Below are 16,377 nucleotides of genomic sequence, written 5' to 3'. Positions count from 1 at the left end.
GTTAATAATTGATTACTTATTTGTTTGAATTTTCATATCATAATTTGGAGCCGTCTTAAGAACCTGTTGGATAATTTCCGGTGAAACCGATTTTTTCATAGCATCAGGCTCATTCTCCGGCACTCCGTACTCTTGGAAAAATTCAGAAAAACCCTTTGGGCTATGAATGTTTACCCATTTACAAATCTTATTACCTGAATTTTTGAAGGTGTGCAAAGTGCCTGGAGGAATATCTACAGTCTCACCCTGACTGATTTTCTTTTGTTCGCCATTGATGATGAAATCCATCTCTCCTTCCATAATATAGAAGGACTCATGGTATTTTTGGTGATGATGTGGTGGTGGGCCGGGAATATCTGGTTGGGATTCGCCAATAGCCATATCATAATTTGCCGATAAATTTTTAGGAGAAATCTTATGGCCTAAAACCCAGATATTCAATTCTTTATTCATCTTATGAGATTTTGGTCTCGTAAATGTAAACCGAAATTTTTAATTCTCAAAGTTTTATAAGATATTTGTCTCATGAAAGGTAAATATTTGGGATCTGGTAGAAGGAATCAAAAGCTAAAAACCAGAGATAAAATTTTGAACAGCACTCAAATTCTACTGGAGAAAAAGAAAGATTTTGCTCTTGAAGATGTTGCTAAACATGCGAAAATTTCACGCGCAACTATTTACAGATATTATTCGAATATTGATATTCTTGCTGCAGAAGCCGTCCTCGATCTAAGCACAAAAAGTTCGGAAGAAATTATTGAGGAAGTAAAAGATCTGGGTTTAAAAGAGGCCATAATGGCTATTCAGGAATACTACAACAATTTAACGATAGATCACGAAGCTGGTTTTAGAAAATATATGAGTGTGGTGCTGAATGCCGATCAAAGTACCAAAATGCGTGGTGCCCGTAGAAAGAAAACATTAGTATTGTTGCTGCAGCAAAGAGCAAAAGAGATACATCCTGATGAAATTGAAAATTTAGCCAATCTGGCAACAGTTTTAATGGGAATAGAACCATTTGTGGTAACTAAAGACGTGTGTCACCTAACTAACCAACAATCAAAGGATGTTCTAAACTGGGGACTTGAGAAAATTTTAGAGAATGTACTCAAATAATTAAATTATCTCTTTTCAAATTTCAGAATTGCATTTTTTGGTTTTAAAGTGATAAGTGGTTTAATATCGATTTCTGATGAAACCGGTAATATTTTATAATCTGAAACCAGCTCTGCAACCGCAATAATCATTTCAAACATTGCGAAATTATTTCCTATGCATTTTCTAGGACCGGCACCGAAAGGAAAATATTGCGAGGAATATTTTCTTCCTTCTTCAGCAAAACGTTCCGGTTTGAATGTGTCTGGATCTTCCCAAAGATCGGGATGACGATGTACTTCATGAAGGGAAAACAGAAGATTAGAACCCGGTTCAAAATGTAGTCCGTTGAACTCGTCTGCTTCCAGGTTGACACGGTCTATAAAGTAAGCCGGTGGGTACATACGCATAGACTCTTCTATGACTTGTTGTGTTTTTTTAGCTTTTGTTACCAAAGTCAATAAATCTTCAGTTTCATTTTTTAAAGCAGTGATTTCTTTATATACAATATCCTGCCATTCATGATTTAAAGCCAATAGCTGTGTAGTGAAAGTGAGGGAATTTGATGTTGTCTCATGTCCGGCGGTAAAAAGGATCAGGATCTCATCGATGAGTTGCTCTTCATCCATAAAATTACCATCATCGTACTTTGCCTCGAGCAACATGTCCAGGAGATCATTATATTTATCTCCGGAAGCCTGTCTCTCATGTACAATTCTCCTTAATATACCTCGGGCCTCCTGGGTTAATTTAACATAGCCATCAATTTTGCCGCTAAGGCTGAACCACCATCCTAAATAAGGCTGTCTAAGTTCTTTTACCAGCATTTGCTGAGTAGCCTCTGTTATATACTGTAAGCGATTTATCTCATTTTGATTTGCAGCACTGCTAAAAAGAGATTTCACTACCGTTTGAAAGGCGAGATCGTTGAAAATTGGAAAGATATCGATCTCTTTATTCGCTCCTATCTTCTCATATTCATCACAAATTGCTTCTTTAATGGAATCCATCAAATTAGCCAGTTGCTTCTTATAAAAAGCCGGCTGTATAAGTTTCCGCTGCTTTTTCCATAATTCCCCTTCTGAGGTCAGCAATCCTTCACCTACATATTTCACCAGGTCTTTCGTCTGGATTTCAGACTTTACATAATTCTTTTGATTTTTTTGAAGTACATATTCTACAAAACCTGCATCCCTGGAAAAGATCACAGATTTATTGAAACCGATATTCAATTTAAAAGTATCTCCTTTTTCTTCAAAATTTTTATGATGAAATGGTAGTGGATTTTTTAAAATATTAGCAGAATGCTTTAAAAACTTTAATAAGGATACTTCGGGTATTTTCTTTGAATCGGCCATGTTGTTATTTATCAAAAAGTCCGCTCTGAGTGCTTCCTTTGATCCTTCCCAGATGCTTATAAGCAGCTTCGGTCACTTCCCTGCCCCGTGGGGTTCTATAAATAAAGCCCTGCTGAATAAGGAATGGTTCATATACTTCTTCAATGGTTTCGGCACTTTCACTTACCGCCGTGGCCAGGGTGGTAATCCCTACGGGACCACCTTTAAATTTGTCAATTATCGTTGCCAGGATCTTATTATCCATTTCGTCCAGACCATGTGCATCTACATTCAGAGCTTTAAGACCGAATCTGGCAATCTCCATATCTATTTTTCCATTGCCCTTTATTTGGGCAAAATCCCTTACTCTTCGTAGCAAAGCATTGGCAATTCTGGGAGTACCCCGACTTCTTCCCGCAATCTCTATCGCGGCATCCGCGGTAATAGGTACTTTTAAGATCTCAGAGCTACGTTCCACGATTCCGGAAAGTAATTCTGTGGTATAATATTGCAGCCTGCTGGAAATACCAAACCTGGCTCTCATGGGTGCTGTTAAAAGTCCTGATCTGGTAGTGGCTCCTATCAGCGTAAACGGATTTAAATTGATCTGAACAGTACGTGCATTTGGCCCGGTCTCAATCATGATGTCAATACGATAATCTTCCATAGCCGAGTATAAGTACTCTTCTACTATAGGGCTTAAGCGATGGATCTCATCTATAAAAAGAATATCCCTTTCCTCAAGATTGGTAAGAAGTCCGGCCAGGTCACCGGGTTTATCCAGCACCGGTCCTGAAGTGATTTTGATCCCCACATTCAACTCGTTGGCAAGAATATGCGCCAAGGTCGTTTTTCCTAAACCGGGAGGACCATGAAACAAGGTATGATCTAATGCCTCTCCCCTTAAATTAGCCGCCTGAACGAATACCTGGAGATTCTCCAGCACTTGCTCCTGCCCGGCAAAGTCGTCAAAACTAAGCGGCCGTAAAGCTCTCTCAATATCAAACTCTTCTGGGGAGAAATTTTCTCCGGAAGCATCAAGGTTCTCGTTTATCATGAAATCTGGTTATCCTGATTAATATAAGAAATATTAGGTCAATCCCCGGCTAGAAATTGAAAATCAAAGATAATTAAAAAAGCCTCTTCCGGTTGGGAAAAGGCTTTTGAAAAATCTTATATGTTATGGTCTTGCTTAATGATTAAGCTCTTCTTCATCTTTTTGTAAAGGAACCGTTTGCGGAACAAAATCCTGACCCTTTATCACATAATTTCCATGCTCATCTTCTTTAGAATAATCATATGCCCAACGATAAACTGAAGGAATTGCTCCAGGCCAGTTTCCGTGGATATGTTCTACCGGAGTAGTCCATTCTAAAGTATTTGCTTTCCATGGATTCTGTACTGCCTTTTTTCCGAAGAAAATAGATCCGAAGAAGTTATAAAGGAATACCAACTGTACAGCTGCTGTAATAATAGCCGCTACAGTGATGATCACATTTACATCTGCATAATCATCAAAATACGGGAAATTGGTATTTGTATAATAACGTCGTGGTAAACCGGCGATCCCAATAAAGTGCATTGGGAAGAAAACTCCATAAGCACCTATTGCCGTTACCCAGAAATGTATATACCCAAGATTCTTGTTCATCATTCTTCCGAACATTTTCGGGAACCAGTGATAAACTCCTGCCAGAAGTCCGTAAAGTGCAGATATTCCCATTACCAGGTGAAAGTGAGCTACCACGAAGTAGGTATCATGCACGTTAATATCTAATGTTGAATCTCCAAGGATAATTCCTGTAAGTCCACCAGTAATAAATGTTGAAACAAAACCAATAGAGAACAGCATCGCAGGGTTCATCTGTAAATTACCCTTCCACAATGTTGTGATCCAGTTAAATGCTTTTACAGCCGAAGGGATCGCGATCAATAGGGTAGTAAAGGTGAAAACTGAACCAAGGAACGGGTTCATACCCGATACGAACATATGGTGACCCCAAACGATCGTTGAAAGAAAAGCAATTGCCAAAATTGAAGCAACCATCGCACGATAACCGAAAATAGGTTTACGGGCATTGGTAGCCATAATTTCAGACACCATACCCATTGCCGGAAGTATTACGATATAAACTTCAGGGTGACCAAGGAACCAGAAAAGATGTTCAAAAAGAACTGGTGAACCTCCCTGGTGCGCAAGCACCTCTCCCTGTATGAAAATATCACTAAGGAAGAATGAAGTACCAAAACTTCTATCCATGATCAATAACAATGCTGCAGAAAGTAATACCGGGAATGAAACCACCCCGATAATTGCAGTTACAAAGAATGCCCAGATAGTCAGCGGTAGTCTGGTCATAGACATTCCCGTTGTTCTAAGGTTGATTACTGTTACAATATAGTTTAGGGAACCCATAAGGGAAGAAGCAATAAAGATTGCCATAGACACTAACCATAATGTCATCCCTGTTCCAGAACCACTAATAGCTTGTGGCAATGCACTTAATGGAGGATAGATAGTCCATCCCGCCATTGCAGGTCCCGATTCTACAAATAATGAACTAAGCATGATCACACTGGAAAGGAAAAACAACCAGTAAGAAACCATGTTCAGGAAACCTGAAGCCATATCCCTTGCACCAATCTGCAACGGAATTAATAAGTTAGAGAATGTACCACTCAAACCTGCCGTAAGTACAAAGAATACCATGATGGTACCATGAATAGTCACCAGGGCAAGATAAATACTCGGCGACATTACTCCATCTGGGGCCCATGTATCGCCTAATAAAGCCTCAAATATCCAGAAAGACTGTTCAGGCCAGGCAAGCTGGATACGGAACAATACCGACATTGCGATACCTATGATTCCCATAAGTAGTCCGGTGATAAGATATTGCTTGGCAATCATCTTATGATCCTGACTAAAAATATACTTTGTTATAAAAGTCTGTTTATGATGATGTCCGTGATCATCGTGGTGATCGTGTGCCGGTGCGTTTGCAATTGCTGACATATCTCTAATTCTTTAGCTTAATTTTGTTCGTTATCTACTCCAGCCACCGCATTGGTCTCCTGTGGCGTTTGCTCTGTATTATCTTCTCCTTCGGCATCCTCTTCACCTTCAGTAGCAGGAGGCTGGTCTCCAGCGGTATCTTCAGGTCTGTCTGCATCTTCACTCTGTTCAGCCATCGTACTTCCAAAAGTAGGCTGCTCTTCAAGCCATTTGTTATAATCTTCTTCAGATTCAACAATGATCTTCATTTGCATATTATAGTGAGCCTGCCCACAGATCTTATTACAAAGAAGGAAATAATCAAATTCATAAGAATCAAGCGTAGGTTCTCCCTGAGCTAAGAGTTCTTTATTTTTTTCATTTCTTTCCTCATTTACGCTCTTTACTTTATCTACCATATATTCACTTTCCCGCATTTCTTCGGAAGTGATGGTTGGTGTAAATCCAAATTGAGTGATCATACCCGGAACAACGTTCATCTGAGCCCTGAAGAATGGGAAGTAAGCCGAGTGCAATACATCCTGAGATCGGAATTTGAATAATACTGGTCTGTTTACTGGTAAGTGTAATTCAGTAACGATCTTATCATCCTGTCCGTAAGAATCAGACTCGTCAACCCCTAACTGATTTACTCCTTCAATAAAACGAACATTCGCTTTTCCTAAAGTATTGTCTTCACCGGAATATCTTGCTCTCCAGTCAAATTGATACGCATAGAGTTCAATCACCAGGGGATCTTCCTCCTCGTTGATATTCATAATATCACTCCAGGTGAATAATCCGTAGATAATTAGACCTGCAAGAACAATTACGGGGATAATGGTCCAGATAAACTCCAGCTTATCATTATCAGCATAAAACAGTGCTCTTTTAGTTTTTTCACCTTTGTATTTATACGCAAAGTAATGAAGAAGTCCCTGTGTGAATACCTGTACCACCATAATAAGGGCGATAGAAACAAACATCAGGGTATCATATTCACCACCATGCTCAGAAGCTGCCTCTGGCAGGTAAAACCTTCCATACTCCCAGAAACAGTAAATACTAATTACATAAAGGAAAATAAGAAAAGCCAGATTAAGGATCCCATGCAATTTGTTATCCTTATCGTTTGCAACCTCAGAAGTATCGGCATCGGGTCTCTTAGATAACTGAAAGATCTTAGAGATCTGCCAACCTGTTACGGCCAGAAGTGCTAGTACTATGATTACTAAAAATACGGTCATTTTATAAGTTCTTCTTTAAACAATCAATCTTAATTAATAATGGTAATGCTTACTCTCCTTTATAAAAGGATTCCCCTTAACCAGTAATGGTGCTTTGGTAAGTGAATTGAACACAATAAATGTGAATAATCCACCAAACAATAGTACTGCACTAATTTCAGGAATTCCAATAAACCATGATTCTCCAACCGTGGCAGGCATCACCATCACATACACGTTCAGGTAGTGACCACACAAGATCACAATTCCAGTCATGATCACAAACCAGTTTACTCTTTTATAATCGCTGTTCATTAATAACAGAACCGGGAAAAGGAAGTTTGTAATAAGCATTCCGAAAAATGGTAGCTGATAATCTTCCATTCGCTGGATAAAGTACACAACCTCTTCCGGAATATTTGAATACCAGATCAGCATGAACTGAGAGAACCATAAATAGGTCCAGAAAATACTGATTCCGAACATGAATTTCGCCAGGTCATGAATATGACTGTCATTTACGAATTCAAGGTAACTTCTTGATTTCAGATAGATGGTTACTATAGCGATAGTAGTAATTGCTGAAACAAATAAACTTGCAAATACAAACCATCCAAATAATGTACTAAACCAGTGTGGATCTAAACTCATGATCCAGTCCCATGACATCATAGATTCAGTCACAATAAAGAATACAAGAAATCCTGCAGCCAGTTTAAAGTTCTTTTTGAAATAAACGTTATCTGTAGCATCATCCATCTTTATAGAATTTTTTCTAAGCAGATGTCTGAATAATACCCACCCTCCAAGATAAATAGCTGCCCTAATCAGGAAAAAAGGAACATTTAAATAAGCTGTTTTAGCCTGAATGATCTCATCATGTGCCACTACTTCCGGATCCATCCAGACAAATAAATGGTTCAAATGAAGTCCTGAAAGCACTAATAATACAAATACAATAATTCCGCCAGGTAGCAGGTAAGCAGTGATAGCTTCCATTACTCTAAAAAGTACGGGAGACCACCCTGCCTGTGCTGCATATTGAATTGCATAAAAAGCAAGTGCTCCCAGAGATATCATAAAGAAAAAGAATGCAGCTACATATATCGCCGCCCAGGGCTTATTTTGTAACTGGTGAAGAATATGCTCATAATGTTCATTATCATGAGATGCTTCTTCGCCATGTCCTGCCTGAGCTCCTGCCTCGGCATGAGTTTCATCGGCATGGGAAGTTTCGCTTTCGTATCCCGAAACATCTTCCATTTCTACATTATCACCTCCCGGTAGTTGTTCAACATTTACTGCGGTAGTACTCTCTTCTGCATGCTCCTCACCATGATGTTCTGAAGCCATCATTTCCTTAACATCCTCTACGGTTTCCGGTGCAGCGATGAATCCATAAATGAGACCTATTGCGCCAACAATCATACAAATGATTGCTGTTAATTTTAATTTACTGGATAGCGTATACATATCGATAGATCTAAATCTTTATTCTTGAATTTCGGTTTGGTTGTTCTCGTTTTCAGGTTCAGAATTTACATCTCCTGCATCCTGATATAGATTTGCATCTGCTCTTGATGGCAGCATGCTTTTCTGAACATCCTCTTCTTTTACAAATTCTCTTTCAGGATTTCCTTCCAACTGGTCTTTAAGACTCATCACGTAGTGATCTATTTGCCAACGTTCCTCAATAGAGGTTTGTGAAGCATAAGATCCCATATTATTAATTCCGTAATACATTACGTGGTAAACACTACCTTCAGTAATCGCACGGCCTACATCATCATAAGATGGAACACCCAGAATTTTTTCTCTTTCAACCAGAATTCCTTTTCCGTCTCCTTTATCCCCATGACATACTGCACAATAAATGGTATAAAGGGCCTTTCCTTCCACCAGGTGATCCTGAGTATAAGGAAGAGGGTTGGTTAAATTAGCCTTGGCATCTGCAAATCCCTGTGGATTATTTTCGTAATCGTAAGGTAACCATCCACGTGGCACAGTACCTTCTACAGGCAATTTAGCTTCCTGACCATTTTCAAAAACATCGTATTCACCGTAAGCTTCGTAACCTACCGGCTCATACATATCTGGCATGTACTGATAGTTTGGATCCTCCTTATCTTGGCAGGAAACAACTGCAAAGCCAAGCAGACAAAATCCTATAGTTTTATGGAACAAACTTCTCATTATCACTATGTATTATTCTATTAATTTAATTTCAGATGCACCCGTTTTATATAAAAAATCTGTCAGGTCATCTATATTGTGATTGGCAGCATCTACCTCCATAAGGAACACATCATCTGTAGTCCTTACATCTGGATTTTCAGCTTTTTTGAAAGGCCATAATCTACTTCTCATATAAAAAGTAATTACCATAAGGTGAGCCGCAAAAAAGACAGTTAGTTCGAACATAATTGGCACAAATGCCGGCATGTTCTGAATAAAACTAAAACTTGGCTTACCTCCAATATCCTGAGGCCAGTCTTCAATCATGATAAAGTTCATCATAGTAACTGCCACTGCAAGTCCAACCAGACCATATAAAAATGAAGTGATGGCAAGTCTTGTAGGAGCAAGACCCATTGCTTTGTCTAGCCCGTGTACCGGAAATGGACAATAGATCTCTCCAATATGATAGCGTGCTTCGCGAATCTGTTTTACGGCTTGTAAAAGCAGATCGTCATCTCTGTAAATAGCGTGTACAACTTTAGATGCCATCCTGATTATTTATTTTTTAGTTTGTTTGCCTGTGCAACCCATCCTTCTCTATTCTTTTCTATAGGGAAATTCTCGATTACTTCATCCAGCAATTCAAAATCCTGTTCTGTTAATTTGCTTACCTGATCAAACAGATAGATACCTACCTGATGGAAATGTTGCTGAAGCAACGGCCCCACATTCTTAAGTTTTGTAAGATCATCTGCATCCTGAGTTTTCGGATCGTAAGTTCCAATTCTTTCAAGCATTTCATCAATACGGTCTTTCATTACTTCAGAAACAACCAGTCCATCAGCATTCACAGTATCCTCATGAGGATGATCTGCTTCTTTTCTCTTAGTATGCTCGGTATCTTCGATCTTATGATGTATACCTTCCTCTTCATTTCGAACAGGATTTCTACCCACTGTTTCCGGATTATAATGAAGTACATCATCTCCATGCTCAGCTCTTAGTTTCTTATACTTTTCTCCGGAAGCCTTCAAAATAGTTTTAACCTCTGCCTGAGCGATCACAGGGAACGAACGTGCATAAAGAAGGAACAATACAAAGAAGAATCCAATGGTACCGATAAAGATCCCTATATCTACAAAAGTTGGAGAGAACATCGTCCATGAAGATGGCAGGTAATCACGGTGAAGCGAGGTCACGATAATTACAAAACGCTCAAACCACATCCCGATGTTTACAACGATAGAGATAAAGAACGAGAACATGATACTTGTACGTAATTTCTTGAACCACATGAACTGTGGCGAGAACACGTTACAGGTCATCATACTCCAGTATGCCCACCAGTAAGGTCCGGTAGCCCTGTTAAGGAATGCATACTGTTCGTACTCCACTCCTGAGTACCACGCGATAACCAACTCGGTAATATAGGCAGTACCTACGATAGAACCCGTAATCATAATTACGATGTTCATGAGTTCGATATGCTGAATAGTTATATAATCTTCAAGATTAGAAACCTTTCTCATGATGATAAGCAGGGTATTTACCATGGCAAATCCAGAGAAGATCGCACCTGCAACGAAGTAAGGAGGGAAAATGGTCGTATGCCATCCCGGTATTACCGAAGTTGCGAAGTCAAAAGATACGATGGTGTGTACAGAAAGTACCAGAGGTGTTGCCAATCCGGCAAGTACTAATGATACTTCTTCAAAACGCTGCCAGTCTTTAGCACGTCCACTCCATCCAAAGGAAAGTATTCCGTAAACTCTTTTTGTAAAAGGGGTAATTGCCCTGTCACGAATCATTGCGAAGTCAGGTAACAATCCAGTCCACCAGAATACCAGTGAAACCGAAAGATATGTAGAGATCGCAAATACATCCCAGAGAAGCGGTGAGTTAAAGTTCACCCAAAGAGATCCGAACTGGTTAGGAATTGGAAGTACCCAATATGCCAACCATGGACGCCCCATGTGAATTAATGGAAAAAGACCCGCCTGCATTACAGAGAAAATCGTCATGGCCTCTGCAGACCTGTTGATCGCCATTCTCCATTTTTGACGGAACAGTAGTAATACCGCAGAAATAAGTGTACCGGCGTGACCAATACCTACCCACCATACAAAGTTGGTAATATCCCAGGCCCAACCTACTGTTTTGTTTAATCCCCAGGTACCTATACCTGTAGAAATCGTGTAAACTATACATCCAACACCCCAAAGAAAGGCAACAAGGGAGATAGCAAAAACTATCCACCAGGTTTTATTAGCCCTTCCTTCAACCGGAGCAGCAACATCAACAGTCACATCGTGATAGCTTTTGTTCCCGGTAACTAGAGGCTTTCGTATAGGTGCTTCGTAATGAGACATATCCTTATCTGATTGATTCTTAGTTATTCGTTATTATTAAGCGTCGGTTGTATTTCTAACTTTTGTCTGGTACATCACGTTTGGTTTTGTACCTACATACTCAAGCAGATGATACATCCTGTCATCATTTTTCTTTTCAAGAACTTTCGAGTCCTTGTTATTTACATCTCCAAAGACCATCGCTCCTTTATCACAGGCAGCAGAACAGGCAGTATGGAATTCACCATCTTCAATAGTTCTACCTTCACGCTTGGCATCCAGGATAGTTTTTTGAGTCTTCTGAATACACATAGAACATTTTTCCATAACCCCTCTGGAACGTACGGTAACATCCGGGTTTAATACCATTCTACCAAGGTCATTGTTCATATGGTAATCAAATTCATCGTTCTGTGCATAGTTGAACCAGTTGAAACGACGAACTTTATAAGGACAGTTGTTTGCACAATATCTTGTACCCACACATCTGTTATAGATCATTTGGTTTTGACCCTGTCTACCATGCGAAGTTGCCGCTACCGGACAAACTGTTTCACAAGGTGCATGGTTACAGTGCTGACACATTACAGGCTGAAATACAACCTGAGGATTATCTGCCGGCTGCTCTAGTTCTCCAAATTCAGAAAGAGAACTTCCAAGGCCTCCAATATTTTCTTTTTTCTCAAGATCGTTTGTAAAGGTATCTTCCGAAGAGAAATAACGGTCAATACGCAACCAGTGCATATCTCTTGATTTTCTCACCTCTTCTCTACCTACTACAGGAACGTTATTCTCAGAGTGACAAGCGATCACACAAGCACCACAACCAGTACAGGCATTTAAGTCTATACTTAAGTTAAAGTGAGGCCCCGTAGACCTGTCAAAACTTTCCCAGATATCAACCTCAGGAGAAGTCACCGGAGTTTCCTGGTGATCTAAAGAAACTTCAGGAACATGGTTCCATACATGCGCATCTTTAGTATTGAATATCTCAAGACTAGTTTCCTTGATAATATCCCCTCTACCCATTAAGGTATTATGAAGCTGAACACATGCAAATTCATGCATTCCCGCAGCCTTTTCGATCTTTACTTTTTGAACAGAACTAAAGTTCTTATACAAAGGATAAGCATTTACCCCTGTTTGCATTTCTTCCTGAACACCTGCTTTTCTCCCATAACCAAGCGCAAGACCTACAGATCCTTTAGCCTGACCAGGCATGATATATACTGGTACATTCTGAACTACAGTATCACCAACACTTAGGTTTAAATAACTTCCGTTAAGCCCTCCATTAGCAACATTTTCATTTTCCAATCCAAGTTCTTCAGCATCAGCTTTAGAAACTGTCACATAGTTATCCCAACTCGCTCGGGAAAGAGGATCTGGCATCTCCTGCAACCATGGGTTATTAGCCTGCTGACCATCTCCAATCGCAGTACTGGTGTAAAGAGTCAATTCGTAGCCATCACCTTCCATTTCATCCATATTGAATGAAACTGAAGAAGAACCAGCATTAGTTGAAGCCGGCTGCGTAACGGGAGAAGTCGCCTCAAATACTCCATCATGAAGTACTTCGCTCCAGTTCCTGTCACCTAATCCACCAGACCAGGTCTCTTTAATATATTCGTAATAAGACAAATTATTATCAGACCATTTCAAAATTGTATCCTGAAATTGTCTTGTATCAAATAAAGGTCTTATTGTTGGCTGCATTAAGCTGAAAGATTTTTCAGAAAACTGAATATCTCCCCAGCTCTCCAGGTAATGCGGAGTAGCAGCAACGTATTTACTTAATTTTGAAGTCTCATCGGTTCTGGTAGTAAAATCAACCACAGTTTCAACCTGCTTAAGACCTTCAGCGAAATCTTTTCCGTTTGGAAGTGTATGAACTGGGTTAAGCCCGGCGATCAAAAGAGCACCAACACTACCGTTATTCATATCTTCCACCAACTGAGCAACTTCACTTGCATTACCCTGACGGATCACTCTCGCATTTGAAGTATCCATAACCTGGCTACCAAGAGACTCATTGATCTCTAAAGCCCAGTTTTGAGCTTCCTCATCTGGAATACCACAAACCACAACAGCACCACTACCGGCCTGTCTAAGTTGTCTGGCAGCTTTCACAACCGCATCGTCAATATTTGCAGGCAGATCACTTGTAGAAGAACCACCAGCTACATAACCTCTCAAAGCAGACATCACAGCTTTTTGCTGAGATGGCTTTAACGAAACACGCTTATCTGCATTCGCCCCGGTAAGAGACATATTAGATTCAAACTGAATATGACGAGACATCTCGCCATTTTCAGGAATTCTAGTTTTTGCATAGGCAGCATCATATCCACCACCCTGCCAGTCTGCAAGGAAATCTGCACCTACACCAACTACGGTCTTAACTTTCGAAAAGTCGTAATTTGGCAAGGCACGTCTTCCATATTTAGACTGGAAGGCATTTAGAGCAGCATCTTCAGAGACTGTATCGTAAACAATGTGACGAACATTCCCGTATTTAGAAGAAAACTCCTGAATAAGTTTTGATGTTGAAGGACTGGCAAAGGTCTGCGTAAGAAGAACGATGTCTCCACTTGCATTATCAAGGGCAGATCCCACCTCACGGTCAAACTCTTCCCAAGAAACATTTCTCCCCTCAATCATTGGGCGTTTCACCCTTTTTGTATCATACAATGAAAGTACCGAAGCATGAACACGAGCATTCGCCCCTGCCTTGAATTTCGACAGATCATTATTTTCAATCTTGATTGGTCTACCTTCTCGAGTTTTAACCAACACACTTGCAAAGTCGAAACCATCAGCAATTGTAGAGGCATAAAAATTCGCGATTCCCGGTACAATCCTTTCAGGCTGCACCACATACGGAATAGATTTTACCACGGGGCCCTCGCAGGCAGCCAGTGATGCCGCTGCTGTACTGAATCCAACATACTTAAGGAAATCCCTTCTTGAAGTTTTAGAATCTTCAAGATTTTCCTTATCCCCAAGGAAATCCTCAACCGGGATCTCCTCAGCGAATTCCTTTTGTTGGAGCGTCTCAACAACAGAGCTGTTTTCATTTAGCTCTTCAACACTTTTCCAGTATTTCTTGTTTGATGACATATTATATCTAGATATTAGCTTCTTAAATTATACCTGAATTCCAGGATTTTAATAGTGACACTTACCACATTCCAATCCGCCCATTTGAGCAGCAGTAAGTTCTTCCACACCATATTTTTTAGATAACTCCTCGTGGATCTTTTCGTAATATTCATTACCCTCGACCCTGATATTAGTTTCACGGTGACAGTTAATACACCATCCCATGGTTAAAGGAGCATTTTGATATACTATCTCCATCTCCTCAATAGGCCCGTGACATTTCTGACATTCGATCCCGGCAACACTTACGTGTTGAGAGTGATTGAAGTATGCAAAATCTGGAAGGTTATGTATACGCACCCATTTCACAGGTTTCTCCTCACCAGAATATGTTCTGGAAGCAGGATCCCATCCGGCAGCATCATATAACTTCGCTATTTCTTTATCGTAAAATTCTTTTGAATATTCTTCGGTCGCAGTTTCAGGAGCCACCTCTGCAATAGATTTATGACAGTTCATACAAACATTAAGAGAAGGTATCCCTGAATGTTTAGATGTTCTGGCAGAAGAGTGACAATACTTACACTCTATCTCATTATCACCAGCATGTATTCTGTGAGAGTAATGTATTGGCTGAATTGGCTGATAACCCTGATCTATACCTACCTGCATAAAAAATCCGTAGGCAAAATAACCAACTGCCAAAAGAACAAATATCGCACTCACCAATACCAGGAACTGGTTCTCAACAAATGACTTATAGATAGGTTTTCTTTTCGGCTTCTCAGGAATAACGATCCCAGAAGCATCGGCAAAATTCCTAAGTGTTTTATTAACCAGAAACAGAACTAAAAGAAGAAGAGCCAGTACAAATACCAGGATCCCAAGTATTACATCTGTAGAAACTCCACCAGAACCTCCAGATGCACCTGCTTCACCTCCCGCACCTGCAGTTGCTGCCTGAGGCTCAGGTTTAGGCTGCTCAACATAAGCCAGAATATTATTAATATCGGCATCAGACAACTGAGGAAAAGCTGGCATAGCAGTTTGCCCCCACTCATTATAAATTTCATTAGCCTGCGAATCACCGCTAGCGATTAAAGCAGCAGAGTTTTTAATCCACTCATGGATCCATTCCATGTCACGCCTATCTGTCACACCATTTAAAGCCGGCCCAATAGAATTGGAATAGGGCTTATGACATGCCGCACATAGGGAATTAAACAATTCCTTTCCTGCAGCTGCATCACCTAAACTTGAAGCCGCAGCATCTGCAGCAGCCTCTTCCTGACCTGTTTCAGCCTGGGCAGTGGTATCTTGTGCCGCCTGAGCCTGCGAAAACCCGGATAGGGTGAATGTAAATAAAAATGCTACGCTTAATAGTAGTTGTCGCGGAGTTGAATGGCGGAAAATCACCTTTTTCATATTATAAGTTCGATTAACGTCTAAACTTTGGTACGGTTTTTACACTCAGTATTTTAGGGCTAAAAACCTAAAAAGGTACCTTTAAATTCGTGCACAAAAGTAATACTTATAGACGATTTTAGGAATGTTACATAAGTGTTAATGGTTAATTTATATTAGTTCTAAATAATAAATTACAAGCTGTTTAAGTTATTTAATTTTACATTTGTCAAAAAGCCAAAATACCATGAGAAAATTACAATCCCACTTTCTTTTTATTTTCGCGGCCTTTCTATTCTTTTCAACTCAGAAAATAAAGGCTCAGGAAGGGAATGTTAGCATTCAACAAAATCAGAAGATAGAAAAGTTGATGGAGGTCAAGAAAGAACTGAATGAAAACAACAAAATTGGCGACCGCTTTGTTATTCAATTATTCTATGGTGATAACGGAGAGGCTAACGAGGTAATTCAGAAATACAGAAATGTCTACACCTACCCTTCTCAAATTACTTATGAAGCGCCAAATTATAAAGTTTGGATAGGAAATTTTAGGAGCAGGCTTGAAGCTGACAGAGCTCTTCTTAAAATAAAAGAAACTTTCCCTTCTGCTTTTATTCCTAAACCACAGAGAAAATAATACTATTTAGAAGATCGAAATTTCACAGGTAATTAAATACCTGCGCGGTTTAAAA

Annotated in this window: 13 protein-coding genes; 2 read left to right on the top strand and 11 right to left on the bottom strand. The window is 39.8% G+C overall.

Annotated features, from left to right (window positions below):
• Positions 1-12: 12 nt before the first annotated feature.
• Complete coding sequence (locus LGQ90_RS14020; RefSeq protein WP_229341946.1) at positions 13-453, bottom strand: cupin domain-containing protein; 441 nt, start codon at positions 451-453, stop codon at positions 13-15.
• 72 nt (positions 454-525) lie between these two features.
• Here LGQ90_RS14020 and LGQ90_RS14015 point away from each other — a divergent pair, with 72 nt between their 5' ends.
• Positions 526-1,116, top strand: coding sequence for a TetR/AcrR family transcriptional regulator (locus tag LGQ90_RS14015; protein ID WP_229341944.1), 591 nt, complete (start codon positions 526-528; stop codon positions 1,114-1,116).
• 5 nt (positions 1,117-1,121) lie between these two features.
• On the opposite strand, the gene LGQ90_RS14010 is transcribed toward LGQ90_RS14015, so the two are convergent.
• The 10 genes from LGQ90_RS14010 to LGQ90_RS13965 all read right to left on the bottom strand — a co-directional run bounded on the left by LGQ90_RS14010 (position 1,122) and on the right by LGQ90_RS13965 (position 15,706).
• A complete protein-coding gene (locus LGQ90_RS14010) occupies positions 1,122-2,453 on the bottom strand; it encodes a cytochrome P450 (RefSeq protein WP_229341941.1) in 1,332 nt (443 codons plus the stop codon).
• A gap of 4 nt (positions 2,454-2,457) precedes the next feature.
• Positions 2,458-3,486 carry a Holliday junction branch migration DNA helicase RuvB gene (ruvB, locus tag LGQ90_RS14005; protein WP_229342454.1) on the bottom strand — a complete coding sequence of 343 codons (1,029 nt, stop codon included), beginning with the start codon at positions 3,484-3,486 and terminating at the stop codon, positions 2,458-2,460.
• Positions 3,487-3,624: 138 nt separating this feature from the next.
• On the bottom strand, positions 3,625-5,448 hold the full coding sequence (locus LGQ90_RS14000) for a cytochrome c oxidase subunit I (RefSeq protein WP_229341938.1): 1,824 nt from the start codon (positions 5,446-5,448) through the stop codon (positions 3,625-3,627).
• 17 nt (positions 5,449-5,465) lie between these two features.
• Positions 5,466-6,674 carry a cytochrome c oxidase subunit II gene (locus LGQ90_RS13995; RefSeq protein ID WP_229341935.1) on the bottom strand — a complete coding sequence of 403 codons (1,209 nt, stop codon included), beginning with the start codon at positions 6,672-6,674 and terminating at the stop codon, positions 5,466-5,468.
• Between the two features lie 33 nt (positions 6,675-6,707).
• Complete coding sequence (locus tag LGQ90_RS13990; RefSeq protein WP_229341932.1) at positions 6,708-8,126, bottom strand: quinol:cytochrome C oxidoreductase; 1,419 nt, start codon at positions 8,124-8,126, stop codon at positions 6,708-6,710.
• Positions 8,127-8,144: 18 nt separating this feature from the next.
• Complete coding sequence (locus tag LGQ90_RS13985) at positions 8,145-8,846, bottom strand: c-type cytochrome (protein WP_229341929.1); 702 nt, start codon at positions 8,844-8,846, stop codon at positions 8,145-8,147.
• Positions 8,847-8,858: 12 nt separating this feature from the next.
• Positions 8,859-9,380: a DUF3341 domain-containing protein gene (locus LGQ90_RS13980; RefSeq protein ID WP_229341926.1), complete on the bottom strand. Its 522-nt coding sequence runs from the start codon at positions 9,378-9,380 to the stop codon at positions 8,859-8,861.
• A gap of 5 nt (positions 9,381-9,385) precedes the next feature.
• A complete protein-coding gene (gene nrfD / locus LGQ90_RS13975) occupies positions 9,386-11,200 on the bottom strand; it encodes an NrfD/PsrC family molybdoenzyme membrane anchor subunit (RefSeq protein WP_229341924.1) in 1,815 nt (604 codons plus the stop codon).
• 36 nt (positions 11,201-11,236) lie between these two features.
• A complete protein-coding gene (locus LGQ90_RS13970; RefSeq protein ID WP_229341922.1) occupies positions 11,237-14,299 on the bottom strand; it encodes a TAT-variant-translocated molybdopterin oxidoreductase in 3,063 nt (1,020 codons plus the stop codon).
• Between the two features lie 48 nt (positions 14,300-14,347).
• Positions 14,348-15,706, bottom strand: coding sequence for a c-type cytochrome (locus LGQ90_RS13965; RefSeq protein ID WP_229341920.1), 1,359 nt, complete (start codon positions 15,704-15,706; stop codon positions 14,348-14,350).
• A gap of 226 nt (positions 15,707-15,932) precedes the next feature.
• On the opposite strand from LGQ90_RS13965, the gene LGQ90_RS13960 reads away from it, so the two are divergent.
• On the top strand, positions 15,933-16,322 hold the full coding sequence (locus LGQ90_RS13960) for an SPOR domain-containing protein (RefSeq protein ID WP_229341918.1): 390 nt from the start codon (positions 15,933-15,935) through the stop codon (positions 16,320-16,322).
• Positions 16,323-16,377 lie beyond the last annotated feature (55 nt).

Source organism: Christiangramia sediminis, from assembly GCF_020552705.1.
Classification (GTDB): Bacteria; Bacteroidota; Bacteroidia; order Flavobacteriales; family Flavobacteriaceae; genus Christiangramia; species Christiangramia sediminis.
Note: the sequence above shows the minus strand (reverse complement) of the source record. Positions and strands in the feature narration are given on the sequence as shown.

Coding starts and splice junctions, on each gene's coding strand:
- LGQ90_RS14020 (WP_229341946.1), bottom strand. CDS start 453: ATGAATAAAGAATTGAATATCTGGGTTTTAGGCCATAAGATTTCTCCT.
- LGQ90_RS14015 (WP_229341944.1), top strand. CDS start 526: ATGAAAGGTAAATATTTGGGATCTGGTAGAAGGAATCAAAAGCTAAAA.
- LGQ90_RS14010 (WP_229341941.1), bottom strand. CDS start 2,453: ATGGCCGATTCAAAGAAAATACCCGAAGTATCCTTATTAAAGTTTTTA.
- LGQ90_RS14000 (WP_229341938.1), bottom strand. CDS start 5,448: ATGTCAGCAATTGCAAACGCACCGGCACACGATCACCACGATGATCAC.
- LGQ90_RS13995 (WP_229341935.1), bottom strand. CDS start 6,674: ATGACCGTATTTTTAGTAATCATAGTACTAGCACTTCTGGCCGTAACA.
- LGQ90_RS13990 (WP_229341932.1), bottom strand. CDS start 8,126: ATGTATACGCTATCCAGTAAATTAAAATTAACAGCAATCATTTGTATG.
- LGQ90_RS13985 (WP_229341929.1), bottom strand. CDS start 8,846: ATGAGAAGTTTGTTCCATAAAACTATAGGATTTTGTCTGCTTGGCTTT.
- LGQ90_RS13980 (WP_229341926.1), bottom strand. CDS start 9,380: ATGGCATCTAAAGTTGTACACGCTATTTACAGAGATGACGATCTGCTT.
- nrfD (WP_229341924.1), bottom strand. CDS start 11,200: ATGTCTCATTACGAAGCACCTATACGAAAGCCTCTAGTTACCGGGAAC.
- LGQ90_RS13970 (WP_229341922.1), bottom strand. CDS start 14,299: ATGTCATCAAACAAGAAATACTGGAAAAGTGTTGAAGAGCTAAATGAA.
- LGQ90_RS13965 (WP_229341920.1), bottom strand. CDS start 15,706: ATGAAAAAGGTGATTTTCCGCCATTCAACTCCGCGACAACTACTATTA.
- LGQ90_RS13960 (WP_229341918.1), top strand. CDS start 15,933: ATGAGAAAATTACAATCCCACTTTCTTTTTATTTTCGCGGCCTTTCTA.